12 protein-coding genes are annotated in these 13,728 nt (G+C 60.0%); 11 read left to right on the plus strand and 1 reads right to left on the minus strand.

Annotated features, from left to right (window positions below; translation table 11 throughout):
• Nucleotides 1–46: 46 nt before the first annotated feature.
• The 7 genes from F617_RS0104945 (at nt 47) to F617_RS0104975 (ending at nt 6,540) form a co-directional block, all read left to right on the plus strand.
• Nucleotides 47–1,657: an ABC transporter substrate-binding protein gene (locus F617_RS0104945; RefSeq protein WP_019564595.1), complete on the plus strand. Its 1,611-nt coding sequence runs from the start codon at nt 47–49 to the stop codon at nt 1,655–1,657.
• Nucleotides 1,658–1,666: 9 nt separating this feature from the next.
• Entirely contained in the window at nt 1,667–2,656 is a 990-nt protein-coding gene (locus F617_RS0104950; protein ID WP_026330673.1) for an ABC transporter permease, read from the plus strand.
• Nucleotides 2,653–3,483, plus strand: a complete 831-nt coding sequence (locus F617_RS0104955; RefSeq protein ID WP_019564597.1) for an ABC transporter permease — start codon at nt 2,653–2,655, stop codon at nt 3,481–3,483. Before F617_RS0104950 ends, F617_RS0104955 begins: the two co-directional genes overlap by 4 nt.
• A complete protein-coding gene (locus F617_RS0104960; RefSeq protein ID WP_019564598.1) occupies nt 3,480–4,283 on the plus strand; it encodes an ABC transporter ATP-binding protein in 804 nt (267 codons plus the stop codon). The genes F617_RS0104955 and F617_RS0104960 overlap by 4 nt, the downstream gene beginning before the upstream one ends.
• A complete protein-coding gene (locus F617_RS0104965) occupies nt 4,280–5,065 on the plus strand; it encodes an ABC transporter ATP-binding protein (protein ID WP_019564599.1) in 786 nt (261 codons plus the stop codon). The genes F617_RS0104960 and F617_RS0104965 overlap by 4 nt, the downstream gene beginning before the upstream one ends.
• Before the next feature lie 3 nt (nt 5,066–5,068).
• Nucleotides 5,069–6,187, plus strand: a complete 1,119-nt coding sequence (locus tag F617_RS0104970; protein ID WP_019564600.1) for an alanine--glyoxylate aminotransferase family protein — start codon at nt 5,069–5,071, stop codon at nt 6,185–6,187.
• A 158-nt stretch (nt 6,188–6,345) separates the two neighbouring features.
• Entirely contained in the window at nt 6,346–6,540 is a 195-nt protein-coding gene (locus F617_RS0104975; RefSeq protein WP_003510693.1) for a hypothetical protein, read from the plus strand.
• Nucleotides 6,541–6,808: 268 nt separating this feature from the next.
• Here F617_RS0104975 and F617_RS0104980 read toward each other — a convergent pair whose 3' ends face one another.
• The gene (locus F617_RS0104980; RefSeq protein WP_003510695.1) at nt 6,809–8,620 is read right to left on the minus strand and encodes an IlvD/Edd family dehydratase; all 1,812 of its coding nucleotides are present in this window, start codon (nt 8,618–8,620) and stop codon (nt 6,809–6,811) included.
• A 521-nt stretch (nt 8,621–9,141) separates the two neighbouring features.
• On the opposite strand from F617_RS0104980, the gene ytfQ reads away from it, so the two are divergent.
• The 4 genes from ytfQ to yjfF all read left to right on the plus strand — a co-directional run bounded on the left by ytfQ (nt 9,142) and on the right by yjfF (nt 13,723).
• Nucleotides 9,142–10,101 carry a galactofuranose ABC transporter, galactofuranose-binding protein YtfQ gene (gene ytfQ, locus F617_RS0104985; RefSeq protein ID WP_019564601.1) on the plus strand — a complete coding sequence of 320 codons (960 nt, stop codon included), beginning with the start codon at nt 9,142–9,144 and terminating at the stop codon, nt 10,099–10,101.
• A gap of 78 nt (nt 10,102–10,179) precedes the next feature.
• Complete coding sequence (locus F617_RS0104990; RefSeq protein ID WP_019564602.1) at nt 10,180–11,703, plus strand: sugar ABC transporter ATP-binding protein; 1,524 nt, start codon at nt 10,180–10,182, stop codon at nt 11,701–11,703.
• On the plus strand, nt 11,703–12,746 hold the full coding sequence (locus F617_RS0104995; protein WP_019564603.1) for an ABC transporter permease: 1,044 nt from the start codon (nt 11,703–11,705) through the stop codon (nt 12,744–12,746). Before F617_RS0104990 ends, F617_RS0104995 begins: the two co-directional genes overlap by 1 nt.
• Nucleotides 12,743–13,723, plus strand: coding sequence for a galactofuranose ABC transporter, permease protein YjfF (gene yjfF / locus F617_RS0105000; RefSeq protein ID WP_019564604.1), 981 nt, complete (start codon nt 12,743–12,745; stop codon nt 13,721–13,723). The genes F617_RS0104995 and yjfF overlap by 4 nt, the downstream gene beginning before the upstream one ends.
• The last annotated feature ends 5 nt before the right edge of the window (nt 13,724–13,728 follow it).

Raw genomic sequence — 13,728 nt, forward strand, 5'->3', positions numbered from 1 at the left:
CGGCCCAGCGGAAAGGCCCGCCCGCCCTCATTCCGGAGTGAACCTCATGTCGCCTGTCCACCTGTCCCGCCGCTCGCTTCTCAAGACCTCGCTCCTTCTTGCCGCAACCACCGGACTTGCGGGCATTGCCGCCGCGCAGCAGTCAAAGCCCGGTGGGCGGTTGATCGTTGCGGCCGATTCGGAGCCGAAGAACCTCAACCCGGCCATCGTTGCCTCCAACGGCGTGTTCTATATCTCGAGCAAGATCGTTGAGCCGCTGGCGGAAGCCTCCTTCAATGGCAGGGACGGGCTGGAACCAAGGCTTGCGACGGAATGGCATGGATCGGAGGACGGTTTGAGTGCCACGTTCAAGCTGCGCGAAGGCGTGACCTGGCATGACGGCAAACCCTTCACCTCCGCAGATGTGGCCTTTTCCGCACTTTCGGTTTGGAAGCCGCTGCAAAACCTTGGGCGGCTGGTCTTTGCCAATCTTGAAAAAGTGGATACGCCTGATGACCACACGGCCATTTTCCGCTTCTCCAAGCCGACACCCTTCCAGCTCATCCGCAACGCTTTGCCGGTTGTCACCAGCGTCGTGCCGAAACACCTTTATGAAGGCAGCGATATCGCCACCAATCCGGCCAATACGAAACCAGTCGGCACCGGACCTTTCGTTTTTGCGGAATATAAGCCCGGCGAATATTACCGCCTGACCCGCAATCCCAATTACTGGGGCAAGAACCAGCCGCAACTCGATGAGATCATCTATCGCGTTCTGCCCGACCGGGCGGGCGCCGCTTCTGCGCTTGAAGCCGAAGAAACCCACCTCGCAGCCTTTTCCGCCGTGCCGCTTGCCGATCTTGCCCGCATCGCGAAGGAGCCGGGCATCAAGGTCATCCCGGAGGGTTACGAAGCCCTCACCTATCAGCTCGTCGTGGAGATCAACCACCGCCGCAAGGAGCTGGCCGACCTCAAGGTCAGGAAGGCGATCGCCCACGCCATCGACAAGAAATTCGTCATCGACAAGGTGTTCCTCGGTTACGCCACAGCATCGACCGGCCCCGTACCGAAAAATGCACCCCAGTTTTACACGGGAGACGTTGAAACATACGATTTCGACGTCGCCAAGTCGAACGCCCTGCTGGACGAGGCGGGTTATGCACGTGGAGCGAACGGAACGCGATTTTCACTGAAGCTTCTGCCGGCGCCTTACTTCAATGAAACCAAGCAATTCGGTTCCTATCTTCGCCAGGCGCTACAGGAAATCGGCATCGATGCTGAGCTGGTCAACAATGATGCCGCCGCGCACCAGAAGGCCGTCTATACCGACCATGCCTTCGATCTCGCCATCGCGCCGCCGGTCTTCCGTGGCGATCCGGCGATCTCTACCACCATTCTCGTGCGCTCCGGCATTCCAGCCGGCGTCGGCTTCTCCAATCAGGGAGGCTATGAGAACAAGGCGCTCGATGCACTGATCGACAAGGCGGCGGAAACCGTGGACACGGCAGCCCGCACGGTACTCTACAAGGATTTCCAGAAGCAGGTCGCCGCCGATCTGCCGCTGATCAATGTCGCCGAATGGGGTTTCATCACGGTTGCGCGCGATACTGTCAAACACGTCGCCAGCAATCCACGCTGGGCCGTTTCCAACTGGGCGGATACGGTGGTCGGCACCTGAGGAAGCGCCGTGAGGCGCGCGGCGACATTGCTACGGCGAAGGGTGATCAGCGCCATTCCAGTGCTGCTGATCGTTCTGGTCTTTACCTTCGTGCTGCTTGAAAACGCATCCGGTGACGCGGTTGACGCCTATCTCGTCTCCATCGGCGGCGGCGACGCCGGACTGCGGGATGCCCTGCGCGAGCAATATGGTCTGAACGGTTCGGTGTTGGCCCGTTTCTGGCTTTACGCCAGCTCGGTGCTGCGACTTGATTTCGGCTGGTCGCTTGCGTTTGACCGACCGGTGCTGGGGCTGATCCTCGAACGGCTGCCGAACACGCTGCTCCTGATGGGCAGTGCCACCGCGCTTGCTTTCATTACCGGCACCGCGCTCGGCATCCTGGCAGGCGCCCGTCCCGGCGGGTTGACCGACCGGGTACTCTCGGCCCTGTCGCTGGCGCTTTACGCCACGCCGGGCTTCTGGCTCGGCCTTGTGCTCGCCATCGTCTTTGCCGTGCAACTGAGGTGGCTGCCAACATCCGGCATCGAAACCATCGCATCCGGAAAACAGGGATTTGCAAGGGCGCTCGATATTGCCCGCCATCTTGTCCTGCCGGTCGCCAGTCTCGGGCTGATCTATCTGGCGCTTTTCCTGCGCGTCATGCGTACTGCCATGGCGGCGGTCTGGCCGCTGGATTTCGTACTCTTCGCCAAGGCCAAGGGGCTTTCGAGACGGCGGATCGTGCTGCGCCATGTCGCACGCAACGCCGCACTGCCCCTCGTCACCGTGCTTGGCCTGCAAGCGGCTACCATGCTCGGCGGCAGCGTGGTGATCGAGAGCGTTTTTGCGATTCCCGGTTTTGGCCGGCTTGCGCAGGAAGCCGTCAGCGGCCGCGACACACCGCTCTTGATGGGCATTATTCTGACAAGTGCCGTTTTCGTTATCCTGATCAATCTCGTCGTTGATATTCTCTATGCCGTGTTCGATCCGCGCATCGGCAGCGGGGAGCAACAGACATGAGTTTCACCCTCCGGCTCCTGCGCAGTTTCGAAGGTGCGGCAGGTGCCATCATCCTGACACTGCTAGCTGTGACGGCGCTCGCCGCTCCCCTTCTGTTTCCCGGTGACCCGCTGTCGATCGTCGGTGAGCCGCTCATCGCGCCCTTCTCCGACGCCGCCTCCCCCCTCGGCACCGACCGGTTGGGCCGCGATGTACTGGCGGGACTTGCCCACGGTGCGCAGGCATCCCTGCTCGTCGGCATCGGCGCTGCCGCTGCCGCCCTCATGATCGGCACCGTCGTCGGCACAATTGCCGGATTTGCCGGTGGCCTCGTAGATGAGGCGCTGATGCGTGTTACCGACGCCTTCCAGATCGTGCCGAATTTCCTTCTGGCGCTCGCCTTCGTCAGCACCATCGGCCCATCCATGCCCATCGTCATCCTTGCGATTGCGCTTGGCGCCTGGGCGGATCCAGCACGACTGATGCGGGCGCAGGTGTTGAGTATCCGCGAGCGGGATTACGTGCAGTCCGCCCGCGCCATCGGCATGTATCCGCTGGAGATCGCGTTTCGGCAAATACTTCCCAATGCGCTGCCGCCGGTTCTGGCGCTCGCCGCCATCATCGTCGCTGCCGCCATCCTCACCGAGGCGGCATTGTCCTTCCTCGGCCTCGGCGATCCGAATATCGTCACCTGGGGTTCGATGATCGCGGAAGGACGCAACGTCCTGCGCTCGGCGGCGTTTCTCTCCGTCATCCCCGGCATCGGTCTTCTGGTCACGGTTCTCGGCGTTTATCTTCTCGCGGAGGGAATCAACAAAGCGATGGCGACGAGGAAAGAAACGCCATGAGCGGCAATGCACTCTGCAGGATCGACGATCTCAGCGTCCGCTATGCGGCCGGCGACGGACCGGCGCTGCAGGATATTTCGCTGACGATCCGGCAGGGACAAAGGCTGGCGATCATCGGCGAAAGCGGTTCGGGCAAATCGACGCTCGCCAAGGCAATTGCCGGGCTTCTGCCTGTGAGCGCACGGGTTTCCGGCGATATTTCCTGGAGCCGCGACAGCGGTCTTTTCACAGACAGGCCGCAGCCGGGTCGCGATATCGGCTATATTTTCCAGGATACCGGTGCGACGCTGAACCCGGTTCTCACCATCGGTGAACAGGTGGCGGAAGGCGCTGTGCGGCATCTGGGCCTTTCATGGAAGCAGGCACGAGATCTTGCCCGCGATCTTCTGGAACGGGTGCGGTTGCCGCATCCCACCCATCTCCTCGGCGCCTATCCGCACCAGCTTTCCGGCGGGCAAAGACAGCGTGTGGCGATTGCAGCCGCCATTGCCGCGCACCCCGCAATCCTGATCGCCGACGAGGCGACAAGCGCGCTCGACACGGTAAGCCAGGCCGCGATTGCCGCACTGCTGGATGGGCTGGTGCGTGAAGAAGAAAGAACGCTGGTCTTCATCACCCATGATATTGGTCTTGCTTCCGGCCTTGCCGACGAGATCGCCGTTCTGCATGCCGGACGGCTGGTGGAGCACGGCACCACCAGGCGGGTGTTATCCGCGCCTGCGCACGACTATACGCGCGCACTGCTCTCCGACTATCTCGACCTTTCGACACCGCCTCTGATCAATGAAGCCGCATCATGAACGAAGCCCTTCTGAGCGTAGAGAACCTCTCGAAAACCTACCGGACCGGCGCACGCACGGTGGAAGCACTGTCCGATATATCCTTTTCGCTTCAGCCCGGCGAGACGCTTGGGCTTGCCGGCCCCTCCGGCTGCGGAAAATCGACACTGGCACGCATCCTGATCCGGCTGATCCCGGCCGACGAAGGCACGGTCCGTTTTGAAACTCGCGACTGGCTGGCGCTTGATGGCGGCGAATTGCGCGCGGCGCGGCGGCATATGCAGATGGTGTTTCAGGATACGCATGGCGCGTTCAACCCGCGCGCCAGCGTCGAGGATGCCATAGGCGAACCGCTTCGTATTCATCGCATCGTCGAACGACGCGAACGCCCGGCAGAAATCCGCCGCCTTCTCGAGCGAGTCGGGCTGCCCGCCAGCTATACTGACCGCTCGGTGTTCGAGCTTTCCGGCGGCCAGCGGCAGCGCGTGGCAATTGCCAGAGCCATCGCGCTCAAACCATCCCTTCTCATTCTGGACGAGGCCGTTTCAGCGCTCGATGTCTCCGTACGCAGGCAAATTCTAGAACTGCTGGTCGAAATACAGCGAGAGACGGCCGTCGCCTGTATTTTCGTTTCCCACGACCTCGCGGTCATCCGCGCCGTCTGCCACCGCGTCGCCATCATGGAGGCGGGTCGGATCGTCGAGATCGGCAGGACAGCAAACATCGTTTCCACGCCGCAATCCTCGACTGCCAGAATCCTGATCGAGGCTGCGCCGCGCCTGACCACCACCACGCAAGGATAAGACATGCCCGCCCCGGATTACGCATTGCTGCTCGACCCGCCCGCCTTTCCAGCAGACCGTTACGCCGCTCTCGCCGACCGGCTGGCGACGCTGATGGGCACGAAGAACGATGTACTTCTGATACAGGCGGAAGCAGTGCTTGCGCTTGAAGCTGCGGCCACCAGCCTCGCGCGGCCTGGTCTGACAGCGCTCAATATCGTCACTAGTCCCTATGGCGCGTGGTTTGGGGGCTGGCTGGAGCGTGGCGGCGCAACGGTTCGCAACCTGACCACCGCTCCGGCAAAGCCGATATCACTTCACGAGGTCGAGAGAGCGCTGGACGAAGGGCCAGGTTTTGATCTTCTCGCTATCGTGCACGCGGAATCCGCAAGCGGCATTCTCAACCCCCTGCCCGCCATTGCCGCGCTCGCCAACGACAGAGGCATCGTCACGGTCGTCGATGCCGTCGCTTCCATCGGCGGCCATGCCTTCGAGGTTGACCAGCTCGGCATAGATATTGCGGTCATCGGCCCGCAAAAGGCGCTGGCAGGCCCGGCGGGCTTATCCGCCATCTCCGTCAGCGAAAGTGCCTGGAAACTTCTTTCACATGGCAATGCACCTGAGAACTCCATGCTTTCACTTCTCGACCAGAAGAAACTCTGGCTCGATACCGGCCGCGGCGCGCTCCCGGGAACACCTGCGCCGCTGGAATTCTATGCGCTGGAGGCGGCGCTCGACCGGATAGAGGCAGAGGGTCTGGCATCCGCCAATGAACGCCACGAACGAGCGGCGACAGCCACTCGTAACGGCATCAAGGCCCTTGGCATGTCGACGTGGGTGGAGGAGACTGACGCGTCTGCTCTGGTTTCGACAGCGATCTTGCCGGAAACGTTGGATACCGGCGCATTTCTGGCGGCTGCGTCCAGGGAGCAAGGTGCGGATGTCTCGGGCGGTGTCGGTCCCGGTGCGGAACGGCTGATAAGGCTCAATCACACCGGCCGGCGCGCCAACCCGGATTCGGTGCAAGCCAATATAACCGCTGTTTCAAGCGCCCTGAGAAGCCTCGGCCATGCCGCAGATACCGATTCCGCGCTGGAAGCGGTCGAAAAAGGCTATTCCGGCACCTCCTCGAAGGGTCTCTGACAGCGCCGATAAACGTTCGTTGCGCGAAATCGGGTGCTGGCGGAACGTCAGTCACGCCATTGTTGTTAAAAATGGTAGACAAATTCCTTGGTCAATCTTGACGAAATCATGGCAACGCGCGAAACTTAACGCACTGTTAACTCGCGTGAAGAAGGGAAATGGCCATGGTAGCAGGGTTCAACATGCTCTCCTTTGACCTCTTTGGCATCGGCCGAAGAACGCCCACCATAAACGAGCGGGTCGAGAAGGATTTGCAGGACAGGACGCCACGCAGACCGGACGACCAGTCCAACGATGACGACCGTGATCAGGAATACGAACTGTTCTTCTGGTCGCTTTATCCTGTGATTTAAGTTTTTAAGCGCAGGCTGACGGGGCGGTTGAAACGTCGTTTTCCCGTCCTGCGGCCTTGAGCCGAAATGTGTTCAGCGTAGCCTCAAACACGGTGAAACAGTCGATCCGTGACGTACACTTTAAACATGCGACGTCATCCTCGGGCTTGACCCGAGGATTTACAAAATCTCGAACAATCAAATATTTGCAGATGCTCTGGACAAAGCCCGGGAATGACGATGGAAAGGGCAAAGCCCTTTCCATCAAAGAGCCGTAAACGACCCTGCCTTAGTGGTTGTCGCGCGGCAGACCCTTGGTCTGGGCAATGCGCTGATACTTCACGGCCGGTTCCAGAACCGCGCCGGTTTCCATCTGACTGACGATGCCGCGCTGGATTTCCTGCCATGGCGTCTGGTGATCGGGGTACTTGAAGCCGCCCTCGGCGGAGAGCGTTTCGTAACGCTTGGCCAGTTCCTCGCCGGAAATAAGGATGTCGGCCTTGCCACGACCCACATCGATACGAACGCGGTCACCCGTCTGCAAGATGGCCAGACCACCGCCTGCCGCTGCTTCCGGAGAAGCGTTGAGGATGGACGGGCTGCCAGACGTGCCGGACTGGCGGCCGTCACCGATGCAGGGCAGCGAATTGACGCCTTCCTTCAAGAGATAGTCCGGCGCACGCATGTTCACCACTTCTGCCGCACCCGGATAACCGATCGGACCGGCACCGCGCATGAAGAGAACGGTGTTGGCGTCGATCTTCAGCGACGGATCGTCGATGCGGTGATGGTAATCTTCCGGACCGTCGAACACCACGGCACGGCCTTCGAAGGCTTCCGGGTCGTTCGGGTTGGAGAGATAACGCTTGCGGAATTCTTCCGAGATCACGCTCGTCTTCATGATGGCAGAGGAGAACAGGTTGCCGCGCAGAACACGGAAACCGGCGCGCTCCTTGAGCGGCTGGTCATAGGGACGGATGACCTTTTCGTCTTCGATGATGGCACCACGGCAATTGTCGCCGATGGTTTTGCCATTCACGGTCATGGCGTCTTCCATGATGAGCCCCTGGGTCATCAACTGGTTGACGACAGCCGGAACGCCGCCGGCATGGTAATAATCCTCGCCGAGATATTCACCGGCCGGCTGCAGGTTGACGAGCAGCGGCACGTCTTCACCGTAGGTCTGCCAGTCATCGACCGTCAGTTCAACGCCGACATGGCGTGCAAGGCCGTTCAGATGGATCGGCGCGTTGGTGGAGCCACCGATGGCCGAGTTGACGCGGATGGCGTTGATGAAGGCATCCTTGGTCATGATGTCGGAAGGCTTAAGGTCTTCCTTGACCATTTCGACGATGCGAAGGCCGGTGAGATAGGAGATTTCCTGACGGTCGCGGTAAGGCGCCGGAATGGCGGCCGAGCCGGGCAGCTGCATGCCGAGTGCTTCGGCAAGCGAGTTCATCGTCGTCGCCGTGCCCATGGTGTTGCAATAGCCGGTGGAAGGTGCGGAAGAAGCGACGAGCTTGACGAAGCCCTGATAATCGATCTCGCCCTTGGCCAGCAGTTCACGCGCTTTCCAGACGATGGTGCCGGAACCGGTGCGCTCGCCACGGAACCAGCCGTTCAGCATGGGGCCGACGGAAAGGGCGATGGCCGGAATGTTGACGGTGGCCGCCGCCATAAGACAAGCAGGCGTGGTCTTGTCGCAGCCGATGGTCAGAACAACGCCGTCGAGCGGATAGCCGTAAAGCACTTCCACGAGGCCGAGATAGGCGAGGTTGCGATCGAGACCCGCCGTCGGGCGCTTGCCGGTTTCCTGGATCGGATGCACCGGAAATTCAATGGCAATGCCGCCCGCTTCACGAATGCCTTCGCGCAGGCGATGCGCCAGCTCCAGATGGTGGCGATTGCAGGGCGAAAGGTCCGAGCCGGTCTGCGCGATGCCGATGATAGGGCGATCGGACTGAAGCTCGGCCTGGCTGAGACCGAAGTTCATGTAACGCTCGAGATAAAGCGCGGTCATATCAGCGTTTGCGGGGTTATCGAACCACGCGCGCGAACGAAGCTTGCCTTGGGTTGCGGGCAGATTGTCGGATTTTGTCATGATGCGGTCTCCAGCCGGAAGTGGCCAACGGTAAAATATTACGAAATGCGACAAGCTTATGTTGTGCGCAAGGAAAATGGAATCAGCTTCTCGGAAGCACGCATAACCGACAGACGAGCGCCAGACGAGTGACCTGGAGCCGTTCTTCAGCTTTAGCCGAATATTTTTCGGTGTTTACGACCATACCGACGTTGCGCAATGGCCTCTTCCCTCCCTGCCTTGCCGGATTGTAACTGACCCCGAGGCCCCACATTCCGTCACGACCTGACTTGCTTATTTGTATTACTATTAGATGGCGGCGCGGCCTGTCAAGCCGGATCAGACTATATTGCGGGCGAGTTTTGCGCGGCGCAGAAATTAGAATACACACAATAAGCCATTGATTTACTACAGTTTAATTCTGTACCTCCATAAAATCGACATGACGTGAATTGGAAATCCGCTAAAAAACCCCTTTTCAAGAGTATTACTATATGCTCATAGTGACGTCGTCACGCTGACATCATTTCTGGGAGGATAAGATGAGAAAAGCTCTTGCGGCAATCACTGTCGCCGTTTCCGCATGCCTTGCATCCAGTGTTTCCGCACAATCGCTGACCGTCGGCTTCTCGCAGATCGGCTCCGAATCCGGATGGCGCGCCGCTGAAACCACTGTCACCAAGCAGCAGGCCGAAAAGCGCGGCGTTACGCTGAAATTCGCCGACGCGCAGCAGAAGCAGGAAAACCAGATCAAGGCCGTTCGCGGCTTCATCGCGCAGGGCGTCGATGCGATCCTGATCGCACCTGTCGTCGCAACCGGCTGGGACGCCGTGCTGAAGGAAGCAAAGGAAGAAAAAATCCCTGTCATCTTGCTCGATCGCCAGATCGAAGCGCCGGATGATCTTTACCTGACCGCGGTCACCTCGGATCAGGTTCACGAAGGCAAGGTTGCCGGCGACTGGCTCGTCAAGGATGTCGGCGCGAAGGACTGCAAGGTTGTCGAATTGCAGGGCACGACCGGCTCTTCGCCCGCCATCAACCGTAAGAAGGGCTTCGAAGAAGCCATCGCTTCGCACAAGAACATCAAGATCGTGCGCTCGCAGACGGGTGACTTCACCCGTACCAAGGGCAAGGAAGTGATGGAAAGCTTCATCAAGGCCGAAGGCGGCGGCAAGGATATCTGTGCCGTGTACGCTCATAATGACGACATGGCCGTCGGCGCGATCCAGGCGATCAAGGAAGCCGGCCTGAAGCCGGGATCCGACATCAAGGTCGTGTCCATCGATGCCGTACCTGACATCTTCAAAGCCATGGCCGCCGGTGAAGCCAATGCGACGGTGGAACTGACACCTGACATGGCCGGTCCTGCCTTCGACGCTCTCGAAGCCTATCTGAAAGACAGAAAGGCACCGGCGAAGTGGATTCAGACCGAATCCAAGCTCTACACAGCGTCTGACGACCCGATGAAGGTCTACGAGGCGAAGAAGGGTCTGGGTTACTAATAGACCCCTTATCTTCGGAAGGAGCGGCATGTCATGCGTGCCGCTCCGTCACAGCTTCTTTCATGCAGGGCCTGCGCAATGTCCGAAACGGCACCACTTCTGGAAGCACGCGCCATCGGTAAATCCTTTCTCGGGATAACGGCGCTGGACGGCGTCGATTTTTCGCTCGGGCGCGGTGAAATTCACGCGCTTCTCGGCGAAAACGGCGCGGGGAAATCAACACTCATCAAGATACTGACCGGCGTTTACCACCGCGACAGCGGCTCCATCTTTCTGGAAGGTAGCGAGATATCGCCCACCAATGTCGGCGAAGCGCAGGCCCTCGGTATCGGCACCGTCTATCAGGAAGTAAACCTTCTCGAAAATCTGACCGTTGCCGAAAACCTCTTTCTCGGCCGCCAACCGCATCGCTTCGGGCTCATTGACAGAGCCTCGATGCAGAGACAATCGCAGGCGCTGCTGTCCCAATACGGGCTTACGATCGACGTCAACGCCCTGCTTTCCAGCTATTCCGTGGCTATCCGCCAGATCATCGCCATTGCCCGCGCCGTCGATCTTTCCGGCAAGGTTCTGGTGCTGGACGAGCCGACCGCCAGCCTCGATGCCCATGAGGTCGAGATGCTGTTCGGTGTGCTGCGGAACTTGCGCGCGCGGGGTATCGGCATCGTCATCATCACCCACTTCCTAAACCAGGTCTACGATATCGCAGACCGTGTCACGGTTTTGCGCAACGGCCGCCTCGTTGGCACGCGCGACATCGGCAACCTGCCGAGGTCCGAACTCATCGCCATGATGCTGGGCCGCGAGCTTCAGCACATCACCCACGAGCATCAGGCCACTGACGACACGGTTGCCGAGGGCGAACCGCCGATCCGTTTCGAGGGGTACGGCAAACGCGGCAGCATCGCCCCCTTCGACCTCGGCATTCGTCCGGGAGAGATCGTCGGCGTCGCCGGTCTTTTGGGGTCGGGACGAACGGAAACGGCTTTCCTGCTGTTCGGCATCGACAAGCCCGATACCGGCAAGGCCACGATAGACGGAAAGACCATCGCTCTTTCTTCGCCTGAGGCCGCAATCACGGCCGGCTTCGGTTTCTGCCCGGAGGAGCGCAAGACTGACGGTATCATCGGCGACTTTTCCGTGACCGACAATATTGCTCTGGCTCTCCAGGCCCGCCAGGGGTGGGCGCGGCCGCTTTCGCGCCGGCAGAAGGTGGAACTGGCCGAAAGCTTCATCAAATCCCTCGACATCCGCCCGGCCGATCCTGACCGGCCGATAAAATTCCTGTCCGGCGGCAACCAGCAGAAAGCCATTCTGGCGCGCTGGCTTGCAACCCATCCCCGGCTTCTTATCCTCGATGAGCCGACCCGTGGTATCGATATCGGCGCCCATGCGGAAATCCTCAAAATGATCGAAAAACTCTGCACCGAGGGCATGTCGCTCGTCGTCATCTCGTCCGAACTGGAAGAACTGACCTCCGTTGCCCACCGGGTCGTCGTGCTGTCCGACCGCCGGCATGTCAGCGAATTAAAGGGCGGCGAGGTGACGGCCGACAACATCATGCGGGCAATTGCGGATGCGGCCAGAACGGAGGCGGCATGATGGTGGCTGTGACAAGGCGCCTGAAAAGGCTTGCTCCCCAACTGATCGCCCTCATCGTCATTCTGGCAGCGATTACAATCGTTTCGCCGGGCTTCCTGCATGTTTCGTTCCAGAACGGCAGGCTATACGGCAGTCTGATGGATATTCTCGTGCGTGCCGCACCCGTGGCGCTCCTGACCATTGGCATGACGCTGGTGATCGCTACCAAGGGCATCGATCTGTCGATCGGTGCTGTTATCGCCATTTGTGGCGCGGTGGCTGCAACACTCATCAGCAACGGCCATTCCATCCCAACCGTCATCGCCATCTCGCTTGCTGTCGGCATTGCCTGCGGCCTGTGGAACGGGGTGCTGGTCGCCCTTCTCGACATCCAGCCGATTATCGCCACGCTGATCCTGATGGTGGCGGGGCGCGGCATCGCCCAGCTCATCACCGAAGGCGTCATTCTCACCTTCAACGACGACAGCTTTTCCGCCATCGGCTCCGGCTCCTTCGCAGGCATTCCCCTGCCCGTCATCATCTGGATGGCGGCGGCGCTGGTAATCGGCCTTCTGGTGCGCAAGAGCGCGCTCGGTTTTCTGATCGAGGCAACCGGCATCAATCGCCGCGCGGCGGCACTTGCCGGTGTGCGGGCACGGTTCCTGCTGTTTTTCGTCTACGCCGTTTCCGGTCTCTGCGCGGCCATCGCCGGCATGATCGTGACCGCCGACATTCGCGGCGCGGATGCCAACAATGCCGGGCTGTGGCTGGAACTGGACGCCATATTGGCGGTGGTGATCGGTGGTACATCGCTGAATGGCGGCCGCTTCTCCATCACCGCATCGCTGATCGGCGCGCTCATCATCCAGACCATCAATACCGGCATTCTGGTCTCCGGTTTCCCGCCGGAATTCAACCTCATCATCAAGGCTGGCATCATCATGGTGGTGCTCACGCTGCAGTCGCCGGCAATCATGGCGGTTCTGGGCTTTGTCAAAACGCCAAAGCCACACGCAAAACCGGCCACGGCTAACGGAATGACCAAGGAAGGTACCGCGCGATGATCCACAGCCGCAATCTTCCGTTCCTCACCACACTGACGATCTTCCTCATCGCCTATCTTCTGTGCGTGCTGCAATATCCAGCGATCCTGTCGACGCGGGTGATCGGCAATCTATTGACCGACAATGCCTTTCTCGGCATCGCTGCCGTTGGCATGACTTTCGTGATCCTGTCGGGTGGCATCGATCTGTCCATCGGCTCCGTCATCGCCTTCACCAGCGTTTTCGTGGCTGTCATGGTCGGCACCTATAATATTCACCCGCTGCTGGCCTTCGCCATCGTGCTCGTGATCTCAACGCTGTTCGGCTGCTTGATGGGGGCGATGATACGCTTCCTGTCGATCCCGCCATTCGTGGTGACGTTGGCGGGTATGTTCCTGGCGCGTGGCGCGGCCTATCTGATCTCGACGCAATCCGTGCCGATCTCGCATCCCTTCATCGATGCGATACAGGGATTTTATTTCCGCTTTCCCGGCGGCGGCAGGCTGACAGCACTTGCTATTGTCATGCTTCTCGTCTTTGCCGCCGGCATGCTGATTGCCAGCCGCACCCGCTTCGGCGCGAATGTCTACGCACTTGGCGGTAACCCGCAATCGGCCGAACTGATGGGGGTGCCGATCGGTACAACGACAATCGGCATCTACGCACTTTCCGGGTTCCTGTCCGGCCTCGCCGGCATCGTCTACACGCTCTACACCTCGTCGGGTTATTCCTTGGCGGCGGTGGGCGTGGAGCTGGACGCTATTGCAGCTGTTGTCATTGGCGGAACGCTTCTGACGGGTGGAATGGGGCTGGTGGCGGGAACCTTCGTCGGACTGCTGATCCAGGGGTTGATCCAGACCTACATCGTTTTTGACGGAACCCTGTCATCCTGGTGGACCAAAATCGTTATTGGCGTGCTGCTTTTTGTCTTCATCGTGTTGCAGCGCGCAATCATCTGGTATTCAAACAGGAGACTGGCCGGACCACATCCGGCATAACCAAC

Origin of the sequence: Agrobacterium sp. 10MFCol1.1, from assembly GCF_000381165.1 — a bacterium.
Taxonomy (GTDB): Bacteria; Pseudomonadota; Alphaproteobacteria; order Rhizobiales; family Rhizobiaceae; genus Agrobacterium; species Agrobacterium tumefaciens.

Coding starts and splice junctions, on each gene's coding strand:
- F617_RS0104945 (WP_019564595.1), top strand. CDS start 47: ATGTCGCCTGTCCACCTGTCCCGCCGCTCGCTTCTCAAGACCTCGCTC.
- F617_RS0104955 (WP_019564597.1), top strand. CDS start 2,653: ATGAGTTTCACCCTCCGGCTCCTGCGCAGTTTCGAAGGTGCGGCAGGT.
- F617_RS0104960 (WP_019564598.1), top strand. CDS start 3,480: ATGAGCGGCAATGCACTCTGCAGGATCGACGATCTCAGCGTCCGCTAT.
- F617_RS0104965 (WP_019564599.1), top strand. CDS start 4,280: ATGAACGAAGCCCTTCTGAGCGTAGAGAACCTCTCGAAAACCTACCGG.
- F617_RS0104970 (WP_019564600.1), top strand. CDS start 5,069: ATGCCCGCCCCGGATTACGCATTGCTGCTCGACCCGCCCGCCTTTCCA.
- F617_RS0104975 (WP_003510693.1), top strand. CDS start 6,346: ATGGCCATGGTAGCAGGGTTCAACATGCTCTCCTTTGACCTCTTTGGC.
- F617_RS0104980 (WP_003510695.1), bottom strand. CDS start 8,620: ATGACAAAATCCGACAATCTGCCCGCAACCCAAGGCAAGCTTCGTTCG.
- ytfQ (WP_019564601.1), top strand. CDS start 9,142: ATGAGAAAAGCTCTTGCGGCAATCACTGTCGCCGTTTCCGCATGCCTT.
- F617_RS0104990 (WP_019564602.1), top strand. CDS start 10,180: ATGTCCGAAACGGCACCACTTCTGGAAGCACGCGCCATCGGTAAATCC.
- F617_RS0104995 (WP_019564603.1), top strand. CDS start 11,703: ATGGTGGCTGTGACAAGGCGCCTGAAAAGGCTTGCTCCCCAACTGATC.
- yjfF (WP_019564604.1), top strand. CDS start 12,743: ATGATCCACAGCCGCAATCTTCCGTTCCTCACCACACTGACGATCTTC.